The organism is Rhizobium acidisoli (assembly GCF_002531755.2).
Lineage (GTDB): Bacteria > Pseudomonadota > Alphaproteobacteria > Rhizobiales > Rhizobiaceae > Rhizobium > Rhizobium acidisoli.
Window position 1 is genome coordinate 404,290 of sequence record NZ_CP034999.1, and the last position, 15,695, is coordinate 419,984.

Genomic DNA, 15,695 nt, shown 5'->3' on the forward strand with positions numbered 1-15,695 from the left:
TAGCTCTCGGTCAACGACCTTTGCACTTAGAATCAGAAACAGTTTGGAATCCCGTGTCGAAGCTATTTGAGAAATTGGGCTTACGTGGCGTCACCTTGCGCAACCGGCTTGTCCTCTCCCCCATGTGCCAATACCAGGCGACGGATGGATATGTGAATGATTACCACCTCATCCATTATGGCAAATTTGCCCTGGGCGGCTTTGGCATGGTGATGGTAGAAGCGACCGGCGTTTCGCCTGAAGCCAGGATCACCCATGGCGACCTAGGCCTGTGGGATGATGCGCATATCGAAGGCGTGTCGCGCATCAGCGCAGCTATTAAGAAATTTGGCGCGGTTGCCGGCATCCAGATCGGTCATGCGGGGCCAAAAGCGTCGCTGCTGCGTCCATGGGATGGCAATTCGCCTGTTCTGGAAACGCCGATGCATGCGGGTGAAGAGCGTTGGCCCACTGTTTCTCCAAGTGGCGAGCCTATGGAAGAGGGCTGGCCGGATACGACAGCCCTTGATGTTGATGGCATGGCCAAGGTGCGCTCGGATTTCGCCTGTACTGCACGACGGGCTCTGACCGCCGGGTTTGATGTTCTGGAGCTCCATTGTGCCCATGGTTTCCTCCTGAATTCGTTTCTCTCCCCTCTCACCAACAGGCGCACCGACGAGTACGGTGGGAGCCTGTCCAATCGCATGCGCCTTCCTCTGGAAATCGCCCGCGAACTTCGTGAAATCTGGCCCGAGGACAAGCCGCTTTTCGTGCGCATCTCCGCGGTCGATGGTAGCCGCGAAGGCTGGACTATTGACGATTCCGTTGCATTTGCGTGCGAGCTCAAGAGCATTGGCATCGATGTAATCGACAACTCGTCGGGCGGGTTTGGCGTCTTCGACTATCCCACCGGCTATGGGTTCCAGGTGCCGTTTGCCGCTAAAGTGCGGGAAGGGGCTGGTATCAAGACCATGGCCGTCGGGCTCATTCTCGATCCGCACCAGGCCGAGGCCATCGTCGCCAATGGCGAGGCTGATCTGGTTGCCATCGGGCATGCGGCGCTGAACAACCCCAATTTTGCGTTCCATGCCCAACAAGCTCTGGAAGCGGCGGCCCCGAATGCTCCGTTTTCCAATTGGCCACCTCAACTTGGTTGGTGGCTGGATAACCGGGCAAAGCGTCTGGCAAAGCTCGGCCCGCTGGCGTCTGGCAAGGCCGCATAAACCATCGAATATCCAATCGACGCCACTCGCTCACATTGAAGAAGAGTATCTTGAAGCCAACATTCGTTGACGACGATGCTGTGATCACAGAAACCCTAACAAGTATAACCAGGGTGGGGCCAAGCCCGACAGCCCCATAATGAAGCCCGCCTTTGCCGCAGAGGCCACTATCTTCAGCTCCAACGATGGCGCGCCGAGCGGCGGTGCGATCTCTGGTCTGTTCGACTGCATCGACACCGCTTTCAAGGCGACCCCGGAAAGCCGTTATGCGATCGCTTTCATAGACATCACCGGGACGGCGGCCGGTGCGCGCGTCGATAACAACGATTCCTCGGTGGCCTTGCCCGTGCCCGGCGTTGGACGGGCAACTTGGTTGCTGGACTTGATGAGATCGAGTGCAAGCATTCCAGCCGCGAATACGTTCGGGACGCCGTCCATGTCAATTCGGTCGAAGGTTTCAATTCCCGCGTCCGCCGCACAATTGCCGGCGTCTTTCATCATATCAGCCCGCAGCACGCCGACCTTTATTTCCACGAAATCGGCTTCCGCTGGTCACAGCGCATTGTTACGGGCCAGGCAGTGCGGAAAAGCCGAAATCGCAGGGAACGCATGAAAACCCTTTGGTCGCGGGTGCCGCTGGCGGTGCAATTGCTGCAAGTCTTTCGCGCCGCTACCGCCGTCAAATGCGCAGAAGTCCGGATGGTGGGATCATCGTCAAATCAGCCGTCGCTGTCTTTGGTTGATAAAGGCCGCGTGTCGCCAGGCTGTCTGACACGACGAGCCGGTGCGAATGCGGTACCGCCACGGCTCCCCTCCGAAGCACCCGCTTTTTGATCTCTCGATATTTGAATGTGCGACGAGCAGGCAAAGCTATAGCGATAGGATCAACTGATACTGGTAACTCTCAGACAATCTGGATTGATATTCAGCGCGAATGGCTGCATATGTAGAGAATGATTTAAGCACGGCGTGAGCCGTTTACAGGTGTTGGCGGGGCGATGCAGACGGACCTACAGATATCCAAACAGAACGCGACGCTGCGCTTTAAAGTTGAGGAAACCTTACGTCAGGCGATCGTCAGCGGGCGGTTCAAGCCCGGCCAGCGACTGGTTGAGCGCGAACTTTGCGAAATGCTGGGCGTCGGCAGAACCTCGGTTCGTGAGGCCATGCGACAGCTCGAAGCTGAAGGCATCATCACAAGCTATCCCCATAAGGGGCCGGTGGTCAGCACGATCACCTACGAGGAAGCCCAGCAACTCTATACTGTGCGAGCACTTCTTGAGGGATTCGCGGGTCAGCAGTTCGCCGAGCATGGCACCGCCGCCGACATAACGACCCTTCTAGCCGCGGTGGTCGAATTTGAAGCCGCTGCCGAAAGTGGCGTCGGTACGCGGCTGATACACGCGAAAAACGCATTCTACGACTGCTTGATGGACGGAAGCAAAAACGTGTTCGTAAGGCAGATGCTGACAGCTTTGCATAACCGGATCAATCTCCTTCGGATGACATCCATGACCCAGCCGGGGCGGCTTTCGCATAGCATTGCCGAAATCAAAGATATCGCGAACGCAATCAAGAATCGCAACGGTCCGTTGGCGGCGGCAGCCTGCAAATTCCACATCGACCAGGCGGCGAAGGTGGTACTTGAATACCTGCGCAAGAACGCCGCGCCAGAATCTTAAGATTTCGATTGACAGATTGTCTGATAATCCGTTTAATCCTTTCTGAAGAAAGGTGAGCTTTGTTGCTCGCGTGCATTCGGAGGAAAAATTGTCAGCGACAGTCGACGCAACTCGCGTGGCCTTTATCGGGCTGGGCGCCATGGGCCAGCCGATGGCTCAACATCTCATCTCGGCAGGCTTCGAGGTCGTCGGCTTCGACCTTTCGAAAGACGCCAGGGTAAAGCTCGCCGATGCGGGCGGGCGGGCCGCCGAAACGATTTCCGAGGCCATGGTCGGGGCCAGTTTCGTGATCACCATGCTTCCGAATGGCAAGATTGTGCGCGACGCGCTGCTGGGCGAAAACGCCTGTGGCGGCCTCAAGCAAAATGCCGTCGTCATAGACATGAGTTCGTCTGCTCCAAATGATACAAGGGATCTCGGTCTCGAACTTGCTTCTCGTGGTCTTCGGCTGGTTGACGCCCCGGTCTCCGGAGGAGTCAAGCGCGCCGTTTCTGGCACCTTGACAATCATGGCCGGTGGGGAGGATGCTGATATCGAGGAGGCCGAGCCGCTGCTGAATGCAGTGGGGCAGCAGGTGTTCCGGACGGGGCCAGTTGGCTCGGGTCACGCGATGAAAGCGATTAACAACTTCGTATCCGGTGCTGGTGTGCTGGCGGCGATCGAGGGTGTCCTTCTGGGACGTGCCTTCGGCCTGGAGCCGGAGACGATCGTCGATATTCTCAACTCGTCGTCTGGAAAGAACAATGCCACCGAAGTGAAGATGAAGCAGTTCATTCTTTCTGAGACGTTCGGGTCGGGATTTGCCATTGGCCTGATGGCCAAGGATATTCGCATCGCCGCCGATCTCGCCAAGACGCTTGGTCTTCGCCTCGACGCTCTCGCCAGCACGGCAGACGCCTGGGATGCTGCACAGAAGGCGCTGGGTCCTTCCGAGGATCACACCCGCATCATCCGATACGTCGAAGATCACAATTAGCCGCGGAAATCCGCGGAATGCGGTGAAATTGACAGATTGTCTGAAAATCAGGTTATTTTACTGAAAACCGGAAAGCTAGGAGTGTCGTCGAATGACCGCAACGAAAGAAGCGACAGTGAAAACACACGGCAAGGAGCGGCCTGTCCCTTCGGAACAGTTCGCTCAAGGGCTGGCGACGCGTCGTGAAGTCATGGGTGATGCCTATGTCGACGCAGCACTCGGTAAGGCGACCGACTTCACCTGGCCTATGCAGCAGCTTGTCACCGAGTATTGCTGGGACAACATCTGGAACCGACCAGGCCTCGACAGGCGCGGGCGGTCCATTCTGAACCTTGGCATGATCTCCGTTCTCAATCGTCCGCATGAGCTCAAAGGCCACGTGCGCGGCGCGATCAACAACGGCCTCACCAAGGAGGAAATCCAGGAGATTTTCCTGCAGGTCGCGATTTACGCCGGCGTACCGGCGGGCATCGACAGCTTCAGAAACGCCCAGGAGGTTTTCAACGAAATGGGCATCTGAAGCCGCCGCCGCTGGGCGCGGCGGAAAATTTTGAAAGGCGTGGATCGGCCGCGCCGTTTTAACTAGGGAGGAGCCGAACTTGGCCATCGATCTCGAGAAGTTCAAAAAACTGGCGCTGGAGGACTTCGAGTTCAAGCGCGAAACCCGTTATCTCAACGGCATTATCAAATGCGATTTTCCGACCCGAAGCGTCGCACTTCACTTTGAAGACGGCAAGATGGTGAAGGTCGAAGAAGCCGCCTACGACGACGAGGAGTGCAAGATCGTCATCCGGGGCACGGGTGAACAGTGGGAGGCGCTTCTCCAGAAGAAGCCGCAGCCATTTTACCAATGCCTGCAGTCCTCGAATATCAAACACGGTCTGTACCTTAGCAACAATCACGAAACCTTCGCGTATCTCCCTGCGCTCAATCGCATGACGAACCTGATGCGCGAAGCCCGTCCGGAAGGAGTAGCAGCATGACAAGGCATGATCCGATCACGGGCCGTTACGTCTACCTGACGATCGAAGGCATCGAATATCGCGTCTATTATGAGGAAGCCGGAGAGGGCATTCCCTTGCTTGTCGGTCACACGGCGGGCTCGGACGGCCGCCAGTACCGCCACACGCTCTGCGACGAAGAGGTGACCAAGAACTTCCGCGTCATCGCGTTCGACCTGCCCTATCACGGGAAGTCTCTTCCCCCGCACGGCGTTCGCTGGTGGGAGAAGGAATACAACATGACCAAGAAGTTCATGATGGATTTCCAGCTGGAACTCTCCAAGGCCCTTGGTCTGGACCGCCCCGTTTACATGGGTAGCTCGATGGGCGGACATCTCGCCATCGATCTGGCGTCCAATTACCCGGACAACTTCCGCGCGACCATTTCCGTCGAAGGGGCACTACGCTCGGCTGCCGAATATGTCGATGTCGGCATGGCAGGCATCAGGAAGGAATTCGACAACCCGAACGTCAATCGTACCTCCATCGGCGCGGCCATGATGCTCAACATCTCGCCGTATTCACCAGAAGCCAATGTCCGCGAAATCCAGTGGGAATATAGCTGCGGCGGTCCGGGCGTCTTCGCAGGTGACCTCTATTATTACTACTACGACCACAACGTCTCGCCCGAAGAGGCGAGCAAGATCGATACGTCGAGGTGCATGCTATACTTCCTGACGGGCGAATACGATCCGAATACCTCCCCGGCCGACACCAAGATCGCCGCCGATCTCGTCAAGGGCAGCAAGTTCTGGACGATGGAAAAGCTCGGACATTTCCCGGTCACTGAAGACTACACCGAGTTCAGAAAATACCTGCTGCCGATCCTCGAGGAAATCCAGCAGGCATCCGCAACCAGGGCGAAGGTCGCCTGAAAACAATCTCTTGGGAGGAGCATCCAATGAGACGGAGTTTAACCGGAACCATGGGGGCGCTGATCGCGGTCAGCGCCCTGACGACCACTGCTTGGGCTGACGGCGTCGACCAGCTCCCCGCCAGCGAGAGGACAATCTATGAGGTTGTCGACCCGCAGGTCCCGCTCGGAGCGAGTGCCTATAAGGACTTCAAACCAAAGAAGGGACCACCGTGGAAGATCGGCTACGCCAGTAGCTATGCCGGCAATACGTGGCGCGCAGCCGCCCTCGATGCCGTCATGAATGACCTGTTGCCGCGCTCCAAGGAAGCGGGGCTCGTATCCGAAGTCGTGGTCACGCAGTCCGACCTTAAGGACGCTGTCCAGATCCAGCAGATGCGCCAGATGGTTGATGATGGTGTTGATGCCATCATCATCTGCTGCTCGAACGTCACCGCTCTCAACCAGACGATCGAATACGCCTATAAGGCAGGCGTCCCTGTCTTCTCGTTTTCGGGATACGTGACGTCGCCTTACGCGATCAACGGCGCTGCCAACCACGCGCAGGGCGGCGGCGAAATGGCGACATGGCTCGCAGACAAGATAGGCAAGAAAGGCAACGTGCTTCTCGTGTCGGGCATCCCTGGCTTCGCCTCATCCGACAGCTTTGATAAGGCCGCCAAGGATGCGCTGGCAAAGTATCCCGACATCACCATTGTCGGCGAAGTGGCTGGCAAGTGGACCGACCAGGTCGCACAGGTCGAAGTGCAGAAATTCCTGGCGACGAACCCCACGGAGGTCGACGGTATTCTGACACAGGGCGCGCAGGAGAACGGCGTGCTGAACGCCATGCTCCAGTCGGGCCGTGACATGGTGCCGATTACGCTGGGTGGCGAGGCTTCGGCGGCATGTTACTGGCGCCAGAATCCGGAATGGATCGATGCCGGCTTCCATATCTGGCCGCCGCGCCGCGAGATGCAGCAGATGTGGGAGATCATGCTTCGCACGCTTGAAGGGCAGGGGCCAAAGGTACAGTCCTTCCTGCGCCCTGTCCTGCCGTTCACAATCGATGAGGTTCGCGCGGCGATCCCCGAGGATTGCGATGTGAACTCGACGGATTTCGTCGAACCGAAGGCGGACGGATGGTTCCCAAGTGCGATTGCCGACCAGTACTTCGAGCGTCCCGCCGATCCCTGGAAACCGGTAGCCCAGTAAGCCGGATCCGCCCGGTGGCTTAACCGCCGGGCGGACCATTGGATGATCGTAAAGCCGCTTTGGCGGATGTTGCGGGTGGGGGGTCTGCGATGGGCAGCGAGATAACAGTCAGAATGATAGATGTCGCCAAGGCATTCGGGGAGACGAAGGCACTCAAGAAGTGCGACTTCGAGGCCCGCGCCGGTGAGGTGCACGCCATCGTCGGCGAGAACGGCAGCGGCAAGAGCACGATGGCCAAGATTATGTCGGGCGTTTTGCACCCGGACACAGGCAAGGTCACGATCCTGGGTGAAAAGGTTGCCTCACCCGTCGACGCCAAGCGGGTCGGCCTGACCACCATCTTCCAGGAGGTCCTGGTTGCCGACGAGGCCAGTGTGTTCGACAACCTCTATGTCGGTCGTGACGGTGTCTTTCGTTCGCAGTCGACCGGCGATCGGCGGGCCGAAGCGGCTGAAATCCTGGCGCGGCTCGTTGGAAAATCCGTAGACCTCGATCAACTGGCAGGCAGCCTGCCGCTCAGCATCAAACAGTGGATCGTCATCGCACGGGCTATTCTTCGCAGGCCGCAGGTGCTGATCCTCGACGAATCTTCGGCTGCGCTCGACCTCGACTCGACCCTCCGGCTCCACGCGGAAATCGACCGCCTTCGTGCCGAGGGCGCGACGATCCTCATCGTCACCCACCGGATCGCTGAACTCGTGCGTATCGCCGACCGTGCGACGATCCTGCGTGATGGGATAACTGTCGGTACGCTCGGAAAGGACGAGATTACCGAGGAAAACTTGCTGTCCATGATGACGCCTGCAGACCGGCGCGCGAGCGATGCGACAGAATACGCCTCCCGAAAGAAGGCGCTCTCGGCCCCTCTCATACTAACCGCGACCGGTCTCGCCGCGCACGGGTCGGCGCGCCTATTCGATTTCGACCTTCCCAAGGGGAGCATCGTCGGCGTAGCCGGGCTTGATGGGCAGGGGCAGGACGCTTTTATCCGAGCCTTGGCCGGCATCATCCAGCCGTTTGGTGGCGACGTGAAGGTCCGCTCGGTTGATACGGACAAGATGTTCGCGCTGCGATCGCTCGACGATGCTGCCACCCTCGGTGTTTCCTACGTCTCCGGGGATCGCAAGCGTGAGGGGATCTTTCCGCAACAAAGCATCTTTGAAAATCTCGCCATCGGCGTCTACAGGAAGACGCTCGGCCCCCTTGGCGTGATCCGCAAGCCCACGCTGAAACCGATGTTCAAGCGCGAAGTGGATCGTCTGCGCATCAAGATCGGCAGTCCGTCGAACAGGATCACGTCACTGTCGGGCGGCAACCAGCAAAAGGTACTCATCGGGCGCGCCTTCGTAAACGATCCGCAAGTCATCCTCCTGAATGACCCCGCCCGCGGCGTCGATCTCGGCACCAAGCGCGACCTCTACCGGGAGCTCCGCCTGTTCGCTGAAAAAGGCGGCAGTGTCATCTACCTGTCGAGTGAGATCGAGGAGTTCATCGGGTTTGCCGATCGCGTCGACGTGTTCTTCGGGGGAACGTTGTTTCGGTCCCTGACCGGCGAGGAAATCGCCGAGGCACCAATTCTCGCCGCCATGTTCGGGAAATCCCGGGATGCTTCCGTTGATTTCGATCTGGAAAGGACCGCATGATGTCCGCAACCGCTTTCCGTCAAGTCACGCAGGACCGCTCGCTGTTCGTTCCGGCCGGGCTTTTCCTCGTCCTTCTTTGCGCTGTCGCCTTCCGGGGCCAGGGTCTGTTCACGAACAATGGTCTGGCCGGAGCCATTCTGGTTGCAACGCCGCTGATCCTGACCACGCTCGCGATAACACCTATCGTCATGGCGGGCCGCGGAGCGGTGGACCTTTCCGTGGGCCCGCTCATGGGCTTCGTCAACGTCACGCTGATTACGTGGCTGGTCGGCAACGGCATCACGCACCCCGTGGCCGTCATTGCCTGGGCGGTGGGATTAGGAGCGGCGTTCCAGCTCGTGCAAGCGCTTGTGATCATCTATGTGCGCGTCGCGCCCATCATCGTCACGCTTTCCGGTTTCCTCGTTCTGTCGGGCGTCAACCTCATGGTCATGTCGCGTCCCGGAGGAGTGGCTCCAGACTGGATGCTAAGCTGGGGCGCGGGAACGAGCGTATTTTCGCCTGTCCTGTTGCTTCTGCTCGGCGCTTTCGCAATCTGGGGCGTCCTGAGGGGCACGATGTTTTACCGCAACCTGCGGATGACAGGCGCTGACGAGCGGATGGCCTATACCAGCGGGGTGCAGGTCGACGTCGTGCGCATCATCGCCCATATGGTCGGCGGCGTTTTTGCCGGGCTGGCCGCATTGAGCTACACCGCGCTGATCTCATCCGGCGACCCGACCCAGGGAAGCACCTACACGCTGCAAGCAGTGACGGCGCTGGTCCTTGGCGGCGCTAGTCTCTCCGGGGGCCGCGGCGGTGCGCTCGGCTCGACGCTCGGCGCGATCAACATGTTCCTCATCTCGTATCTTCTGTCCACTTTCAACTTCGGTACGGTTTCCGGCTTCGTCACGCAAATGGCCTTTGGCCTGATCCTCGTTGGGTCACTTCTCGTGAACGTCTTCGTCATCAGCCGCCGCACTGTCGCGTGAGGAGTAAGGAAATGATCTCCACTGTCTTGAACACAGAAATCGGCGCGACCCGTGGCGCCAGCCCTTTGCGCAAGCACAAGAGTATTTCGATCGGCTTCTGTCTCCTTGCGTGTCTGCTCATTCTTGGAGCCCTGCTCGTGCCGGGCTTCGTGTCGCCGCAGAACGCGCGATCGATCCTCCTGCTCGCCGCCTTCCTGGGACTGGCGTCTGTCGGGCAGACGCTCTGCGCGCTCGTTGGAGCGCTGGATCTGTCCATCCCATACATCATCGGTGGCGCCAATATCCTGCTTCCAAGCCTCATGGTGGCGGGTCTTCCCGCGCCCGTCGCCATGATCGTCGTGCTTCTCCTTGGCATTTTGGTCGGGGCAAGCAACGGCGCCCTCAGCTTCCGGCTGCAGGGTCAGGCGCTGATCATGTCGCTCGGTCTTGGTTTTGCCGCCGTCGGGGCGGTCCAGATCTACACCTCGCTCGGATCGCAGTTCGGCGGTACCGTCTTTGCGCCCGTCCCTGGGTGGCTTCGCAACCTTTCGGCGTTCAACGGCAAATTCTTCGGTCTGCCGTTTCCACCGGTTATCGTCATATGGGCTGTCATTGCCGCAGCTCTAGGCTGGATCATGCACAACACCTGGTTTGGCCGCAGCCTCTATGCCGTTGGCGGGAGCCGCACGGCCGCCGCCCGCCTCGGAATCTCGGAATTCAAGATCTGGACAGTGATCCACAGCATAAGCGGGGCGATGTCGGCCCTGACCGGAATGCTGCTTCTTGGTTTTTCCGGCGGCGGTTTCGTCGGTGTCGGTGATCCCTACCTGTTCACCACCGTGGCGGCGGTCGTTATCGGCGGAACATCTCTTCTAGGCGGTGCCGGCGGGTATGGCGCGACGGTCCTCGGCGTCCTCGTCCTTACTGTCCTGACCTCGCTTCTCGTCGGCCTGGGGCTCAGTTTCCCGGCACAACAGGCCGTCGTAGGGCTGCTGATCGTCCCCATGGTCGCGATCTACGCCCGCTCACCACACATCCGCAATCAGATTTGAACGTTGCATCGAAAGGAATATCAATGGCTATCTCCACCGCTCTACTGGATCGCCTGAAAGACCCCTCCCTGGTACGCGAGGAAATGCTGGTAGGAGGCGACTGGCGAAAAGAGGGCGCGAGCGGCAAGACGATCCAGGTCCACAATCCCTCGACCGGGGACGTGATCGCGAGCCTCCCGAGCGCAGGACTCCAGGACGTCCGCGAAGCCATCGACGTCGCCAAACTCGCCCAGAAAAAGTGGGCCGCACGATCGGGCAAGGAACGTGCCGGCGTCATGCGGAAGTTCTTCGACCTCGTCACGGCCAACACCGAGGACCTCGCGATCATCCTGACATCCGAGATGGGCAAGCCTCTGGCCGAGGCACGGGGCGAGGTGGCCTACGGCGCTTCCTACATCGAATGGTTCGGTGAAGAAGCCAAGCGCGTTTACGGTGACACCATTCCGGGGCATCAGGCCGACAAGCGCCTGATTGTCATCAAACAGCCCGTCGGCGTGGTGGCCGCCATCGCGCCCTGGAACTTTCCCTCAGCCATGGTCTGCCGCAAGATCGCCCCGGCGCTGGCATCCGGCTGCGCCATCATCTTCAAGCCGGCCGCCGAAACCCCATTGTCGGCCCTTGCTCTTGCAATCCTCGCTGAGCGCGCCGGAATACCCGGCGGCCTGTTCAGCGTCCTGCCGACAGACAACGCCCGGATGTTCGGTGAAGAAGTCTGCTCGAACCCCGTCGTCAAGAAGCTGACCTTCACAGGGTCTACCGAGGTCGGCCGCATCCTGATGGCGCAGGGCGCACAAAAGATCATGAAGCTCAGCCTCGAACTCGGCGGCAACGCTCCCTTCATCGTCTTCGACGATGCCGACCTCGACGAGGCCGTGGAAGGAGCGATGCTGTCCAAGTTCCGCAATGCCGGCCAGACCTGCGTTTGCGCCAACCGTCTCTATGTCCAGAGCGGGGTCTACGACCGCTTCATTGAAAAACTGGCGGAGCGGGTCTCCGCCCTCAAGGTTCTTGACGGATTCGAGGACGGAGCCACCATCGGTCCGCTGATCAACGAGGATGCAGTGGCGAAGCTCTATAGCCACATCGACGACGCGGTTGGCAAGGGTGCGAAGATCGTTGTCGGCGGCGCAAGGGATGAGCGTGGTGGCACCTTCGTCCAGCCGACGCTTCTCTCGGAAGCCACAAAGGAAATGAAGGTCGCACGAGAGGAGACCTTTGCGCCGCTCGCCCCGGTCTTCAGGTTCGAAACGACGGACGAGGTCATTGAACTGGCCAACGACACAGAGTTCGGTCTCGCTGCCTACTTCTACGCCAACGACCTTCGAAACGTCTGGAAGGTTACGGAGGCCCTGGAGTACGGGATGGTCGGAGTCAACACCGGCCTGATCTCGACAGAGGTCGCACCGTTCGGCGGCGTCAAGCAGTCGGGGTTTGGCCGCGAGGGCTCAAAATACGGCATGGATGACTTCCTTTCGATGAAATACGTCTGCATGGGCGGCATACAGTCGTAGTCCAACGGCTGGTGGCGGGTCTTAAGGCTCGCCACCCGCAATGTTTAAGCTGGCCACGGAGGCCCGATGACACCTTCTGCAGAAGGCGAGGAAACTCTTGGTCAAGACCGCGCCGGCCACCTTCAAAACGAGGCGGTCGACCGCGAGCAGGACCCGGCCGATCACGCTGCCCAGGCGGACGTCGACGGCAGAACGGCAATGGAACGTCGGAATGTGCGGAGAGAGGCAGGCGCTAGACTCGCCTTCGTCCTGGGTCTGTCTGCTTAAGGCTTGCGTTGGGCCAACGCCTGATGGCCCATCGCGACAGTTTCGTTGGTGTTTTTCGACGGGACGGGACAGCGCGCCACGGCCGCTCGCTGGCAAGATCATCGCCGGTTGTCTGGCATTTTGCTGGTGGCACGTCGACGCAAGGCGCACGTGTCGGGACGCTCGGCCTGCCGGCCCGAGTGCTCTTATGGCTCAAGGGCAGCATCAGTTGAACCTCATTTCACATTTGCAGATTCTGCATTGGCGTGCGGCCTTGATGCGGCGGTCACGGATCGCCGAGAAATTGCGCCGTCGCAGACTAATATTTTGACCTGGAAGAGCCCACTATCGTTACCGCGACCTGGTCGCGTTGCAATGATGAAACGGGGTTGCGCCTCACACCTGCGTTCCAGAGTGTCCGGGCGAGACCGTGACGACCACGGCCCCGCCGGACGTTGCCTTGGGAGGCTGACTTCTGGACAATGTTCGTGACGAGAGCTTAGTACTTCATGCGCAGGATTGGTTTGATGACCTTGCCGCTCTCGGAATCGGCCATTGCCTCGTTGATCTGGTCGAGATCGTAGAACTGGACGAGCTTATCGAACGGGAACCGTCCCTGCTGCCAGTATTCGATGAGCTCGGGTATGAATTTGGAGGGAATGCTCTGGCCTTCGACCACACCGACGAGCGTACGGCCGAACAGAAAGTTGCCGATATCGACGATCCCTTCCGTTCCGAGCGCGGACGATCCGACCAGTCCACAGGTTCCTGGGGTGCCGAGGCAATCGACCGCCTGGCGAAACACCTTCGGCGAGCTCGTGCATTCGAGACTGAAGTCTGCGCCTTCGGGAATGATTTCCCTGATCGCCTTGACGCTATCCCCATTGCGGGCGTTTATGATGTGGGTTGCACCCAGTTCAATCGCCAGTTCGAGACGTTCATCGTTAAGGTCGATCACGATAATGGTCGAGCATCCGGCGATCTTCGCCGCCATGACGGCTGCCATGCCGACCGCACCCGCGCCGAACACTGCAATGGAAGATCCCGGTTGGGGCTTGAGGCAGTTGAGAACCGCTCCGGCGCCCGTTTGCAGCCCGCAGCCCAACGGTCCCATGAGTTCGAGGGGAACATCTTTGGAAACCTTTACCGCATTGCGCTCGCTGGCGATGGCGTAGGTGGCGAAAGAAGATTGCTCGAAGAAGCACCCGCTGATCTGGGTACCGTGTGAATCGTGTAGCGGGCAACTGCCATCCGGCCGGGTGCCACGGAAATTTCTGCCGAAAAAGTCTTCACAATAATAAGGCGTGCCTCCCCGGCACTTCTCGCATTTCCCGCAATATGCGTAGCTTAGAGCCACGTGGTCGCCGGGCGAAAGCCCTTTTACATCGGCCCCGACCACTTCCACGACGCCGGAGCCTTCATGGCCGAGAACCACAGGCTGCGGTACGTCATATCCTTGGTCGCGAACAACCATGTCGGTGTGGCAGACACCGCTCGCCACGATCCGGACGAGGATTTCGTCGGCACGAGGTTGATCGATACCGATGCACTCCAGAACAAGAGGCTTTGCCTTTTCGCGCGAAATTGCAGCGTATGCTTCTTTCATAAAATGACTCCTTCAGTGCGCGCTCGGCCAGTGGGTGACACTTGTAGGCGTCAGCAGACAATCAGTCAATTATATTCAGTGAACCAAAAATGCTCGCTGAGGCCATGCCAGCGCGCCACACGGGATGCAAAGAAACAAAGCATAGTAATATCAAATACTTCCTCCGGATATGCGGGCCGATCTAGATCTTGGTCCGAATTGTTGGCTGTCTTAAAATTGGAATTCGCTTGACAGATTGACTGAGTCGGACGTGGTGTTCATCGAACGCTGCGGCTGACGGTGGTGCCCGTATTTCCTGCCTCGCGTCCTCGTTTTTCCGGGCGATGGTAGCGCTAGCGGCTCCAAACTTCTTTTAGTGAACCTCGCCGACGAGGCGCGGTCTCCTCTGTTTCCTGTTGGCGCACTCGTGGGGTGAGGTAACGGGCGGCCGCTTTGTCTTATTGCCATATCGACCCGATCGACAATGAAAGAATAAATAAATCAGTCATATAACGCAGAAGACACGTCGAAAAGCTGAAATTCAAGATAGTTTATTGACAGATTGTCTGCTTATTCATAATGATGCGATCTGCCGTTTGGGGGAGAATTCGGCGATGGCTGGAGGATAACGGCGCTCCAGGTCGCAGACAAAATGGCCGCGTTGGGTGGCAAGAGGAGGAGAATTTCGATGAAAAGACGTACATTCCTACAGACGGGCAGTGCCTTGATTGCAGCTGGCGCGTTCGGAATACCGGGCATCCTGCGGGCAGAGGATACGATCGCCCTGCTACCCGACACTTGGCCGTCAGAAGGCGAAAACCCCGTCGTCGACGCTGGTAAGTTTGCCAAGTCAGGTCCCTGGAAGATTGGTCACAGCCACTATGGCCTGGCCGGTTCGACGCACACCTATCAAACCGCATTCGAGGCCGAATACGAGATCAGCAGGAACAAGGCCCGTGTCGCCGACTATCAATTCCGAAGCGCCGACCTCAACGCCTCAAAACAGGTCGCCGACATCGAGGATCTGATCGCACAAAAGGTAGATGCAATCATCATTGCGCCTCTTACGACAGGCTCGGCCGTGGAAGGCATCAGGAAGGCGAAGGCTGCCGGCATCCCGACGGTCGTCTATCTCGGTCGCGTCGACACCGACGAATTCACCGTGCAGGTCCAGGGCGACGACTTCTACTTCGGCCGGGTGATGGCGCAGTTCCTCGTCGATAAGCTCGGCAACAAGGGAAAAGTGTGGGTGCTGCGCGGCGTCGCCGGACATCCGATCGATGCTGATCGTTACGCCGGGGCGATGGAAGTCTTTAGCAAATCCGGTCTGCAAATTACCTCAACCCAGCACGGCAGCTGGTCCTACGAGGACTCAAAGAAGATCGCCGAAAGCCTCTATCTCTCTGATCCCGATGTCGCCGGGGTCTGGACTGACGGCGCAAACATGTCGCTCGGCGTCTTGGACGCGCTGCAGGAAGCCGGGGCCTCCACCATTCCACCGATCACGGGAGAAGCGCTCAACGGTTGGATGCGTCGCTGGAATGACGAAAAGCTTTCTTCGATTGGGCCAATTTGCCCTCCGGCTCTTTCGACGGCAGCCCTGCGTGCGGCCTTCGCGCTTCTCGAAGGCAAGCCGATCCAGCGCAATTGGACCAACCGGCCCAAGCCGATCGTCGACGACAATCTTGCACAGTTTTACCGCTCCGATCTCACGGACGCTTACTGGGCCCCGACAGAAATGCCGAATGAGAAGCTCCTCGAGTACTTCAAGGCCTGACG

General features: G+C 59.0%; 14 protein-coding genes and 2 pseudogenes. 15 read left to right on the forward strand and 1 reads right to left on the reverse strand.

What is annotated here, in order from left to right:
- Positions 1-53 precede the first annotated feature (53 nt).
- The 14 genes and pseudogenes from CO657_RS24290 to CO657_RS24350 all read left to right on the forward strand — a co-directional run bounded on the left by CO657_RS24290 (position 54) and on the right by CO657_RS24350 (position 12,352).
- The gene (locus tag CO657_RS24290; RefSeq protein WP_054185529.1) at positions 54-1,202 is read left to right on the forward strand and encodes an NADH:flavin oxidoreductase/NADH oxidase; all 1,149 of its coding nucleotides are present in this window, start codon (positions 54-56) and stop codon (positions 1,200-1,202) included.
- A gap of 139 nt (positions 1,203-1,341) precedes the next feature.
- Positions 1,342-1,464 (forward strand): annotated as a pseudogene (locus CO657_RS38275) (hypothetical protein); the annotation flags it as partial.
- Between the two features lie 137 nt (positions 1,465-1,601).
- Positions 1,602-1,945: pseudogene (locus CO657_RS24295) on the forward strand (transposase); the annotation flags it as partial.
- Between the two features lie 255 nt (positions 1,946-2,200).
- Positions 2,201-2,884, forward strand: a complete 684-nt coding sequence (locus CO657_RS24300) for a GntR family transcriptional regulator (protein ID WP_054185531.1) — start codon at positions 2,201-2,203, stop codon at positions 2,882-2,884.
- A 139-nt stretch (positions 2,885-3,023) separates the two neighbouring features.
- Positions 3,024-3,860, forward strand: coding sequence for an NAD(P)-dependent oxidoreductase (locus tag CO657_RS24305; RefSeq protein ID WP_245293033.1), 837 nt, complete (start codon positions 3,024-3,026; stop codon positions 3,858-3,860).
- Positions 3,861-3,951: 91 nt separating this feature from the next.
- On the forward strand, positions 3,952-4,380 hold the full coding sequence (locus CO657_RS24310) for a carboxymuconolactone decarboxylase family protein (protein WP_172599260.1): 429 nt from the start codon (positions 3,952-3,954) through the stop codon (positions 4,378-4,380).
- Positions 4,381-4,459: 79 nt separating this feature from the next.
- The gene (locus tag CO657_RS24315; RefSeq protein ID WP_018328867.1) at positions 4,460-4,843 is read left to right on the forward strand and encodes a hypothetical protein; all 384 of its coding nucleotides are present in this window, start codon (positions 4,460-4,462) and stop codon (positions 4,841-4,843) included.
- Positions 4,840-5,736 carry an alpha/beta fold hydrolase gene (locus CO657_RS24320; RefSeq protein ID WP_007636581.1) on the forward strand — a complete coding sequence of 299 codons (897 nt, stop codon included), beginning with the start codon at positions 4,840-4,842 and terminating at the stop codon, positions 5,734-5,736. Before CO657_RS24315 ends, CO657_RS24320 begins: the two co-directional genes overlap by 4 nt.
- 26 nt (positions 5,737-5,762) lie before the next feature.
- Positions 5,763-6,929 (forward strand): ABC transporter substrate-binding protein, encoded by a 1,167-nt coding sequence (locus CO657_RS24325; RefSeq protein ID WP_054185533.1) that lies wholly within the window; start codon positions 5,763-5,765, stop codon positions 6,927-6,929.
- Positions 6,930-7,018: 89 nt separating this feature from the next.
- Positions 7,019-8,572 carry a sugar ABC transporter ATP-binding protein gene (locus CO657_RS24330; protein WP_054185534.1) on the forward strand — a complete coding sequence of 518 codons (1,554 nt, stop codon included), beginning with the start codon at positions 7,019-7,021 and terminating at the stop codon, positions 8,570-8,572.
- Entirely contained in the window at positions 8,569-9,543 is a 975-nt protein-coding gene (locus CO657_RS24335) for an ABC transporter permease (RefSeq protein WP_054185535.1), read from the forward strand. Before CO657_RS24330 ends, CO657_RS24335 begins: the two co-directional genes overlap by 4 nt.
- An 11-nt stretch (positions 9,544-9,554) precedes the next feature.
- Positions 9,555-10,574 carry an ABC transporter permease gene (locus tag CO657_RS24340; protein ID WP_054185536.1) on the forward strand — a complete coding sequence of 340 codons (1,020 nt, stop codon included), beginning with the start codon at positions 9,555-9,557 and terminating at the stop codon, positions 10,572-10,574.
- Positions 10,575-10,597: 23 nt separating this feature from the next.
- Positions 10,598-12,085: an NAD-dependent succinate-semialdehyde dehydrogenase gene (locus tag CO657_RS24345; RefSeq protein WP_054185537.1), complete on the forward strand. Its 1,488-nt coding sequence runs from the start codon at positions 10,598-10,600 to the stop codon at positions 12,083-12,085.
- A 66-nt stretch (positions 12,086-12,151) separates the two neighbouring features.
- Positions 12,152-12,352 carry a hypothetical protein gene (locus CO657_RS24350; protein WP_054185538.1) on the forward strand — a complete coding sequence of 67 codons (201 nt, stop codon included), beginning with the start codon at positions 12,152-12,154 and terminating at the stop codon, positions 12,350-12,352.
- A 478-nt stretch (positions 12,353-12,830) separates the two neighbouring features.
- On the opposite strand, the gene CO657_RS24355 is transcribed toward CO657_RS24350, so the two are convergent.
- Positions 12,831-13,937 carry an NAD(P)-dependent alcohol dehydrogenase gene (locus tag CO657_RS24355; RefSeq protein WP_054185539.1) on the reverse strand — a complete coding sequence of 369 codons (1,107 nt, stop codon included), beginning with the start codon at positions 13,935-13,937 and terminating at the stop codon, positions 12,831-12,833.
- A gap of 667 nt (positions 13,938-14,604) precedes the next feature.
- On the opposite strand from CO657_RS24355, the gene CO657_RS24360 reads away from it, so the two are divergent.
- Positions 14,605-15,693, forward strand: coding sequence for a substrate-binding domain-containing protein (locus CO657_RS24360; protein WP_054185540.1), 1,089 nt, complete (start codon positions 14,605-14,607; stop codon positions 15,691-15,693).
- Positions 15,694-15,695: the final 2 nt, after the last annotated feature.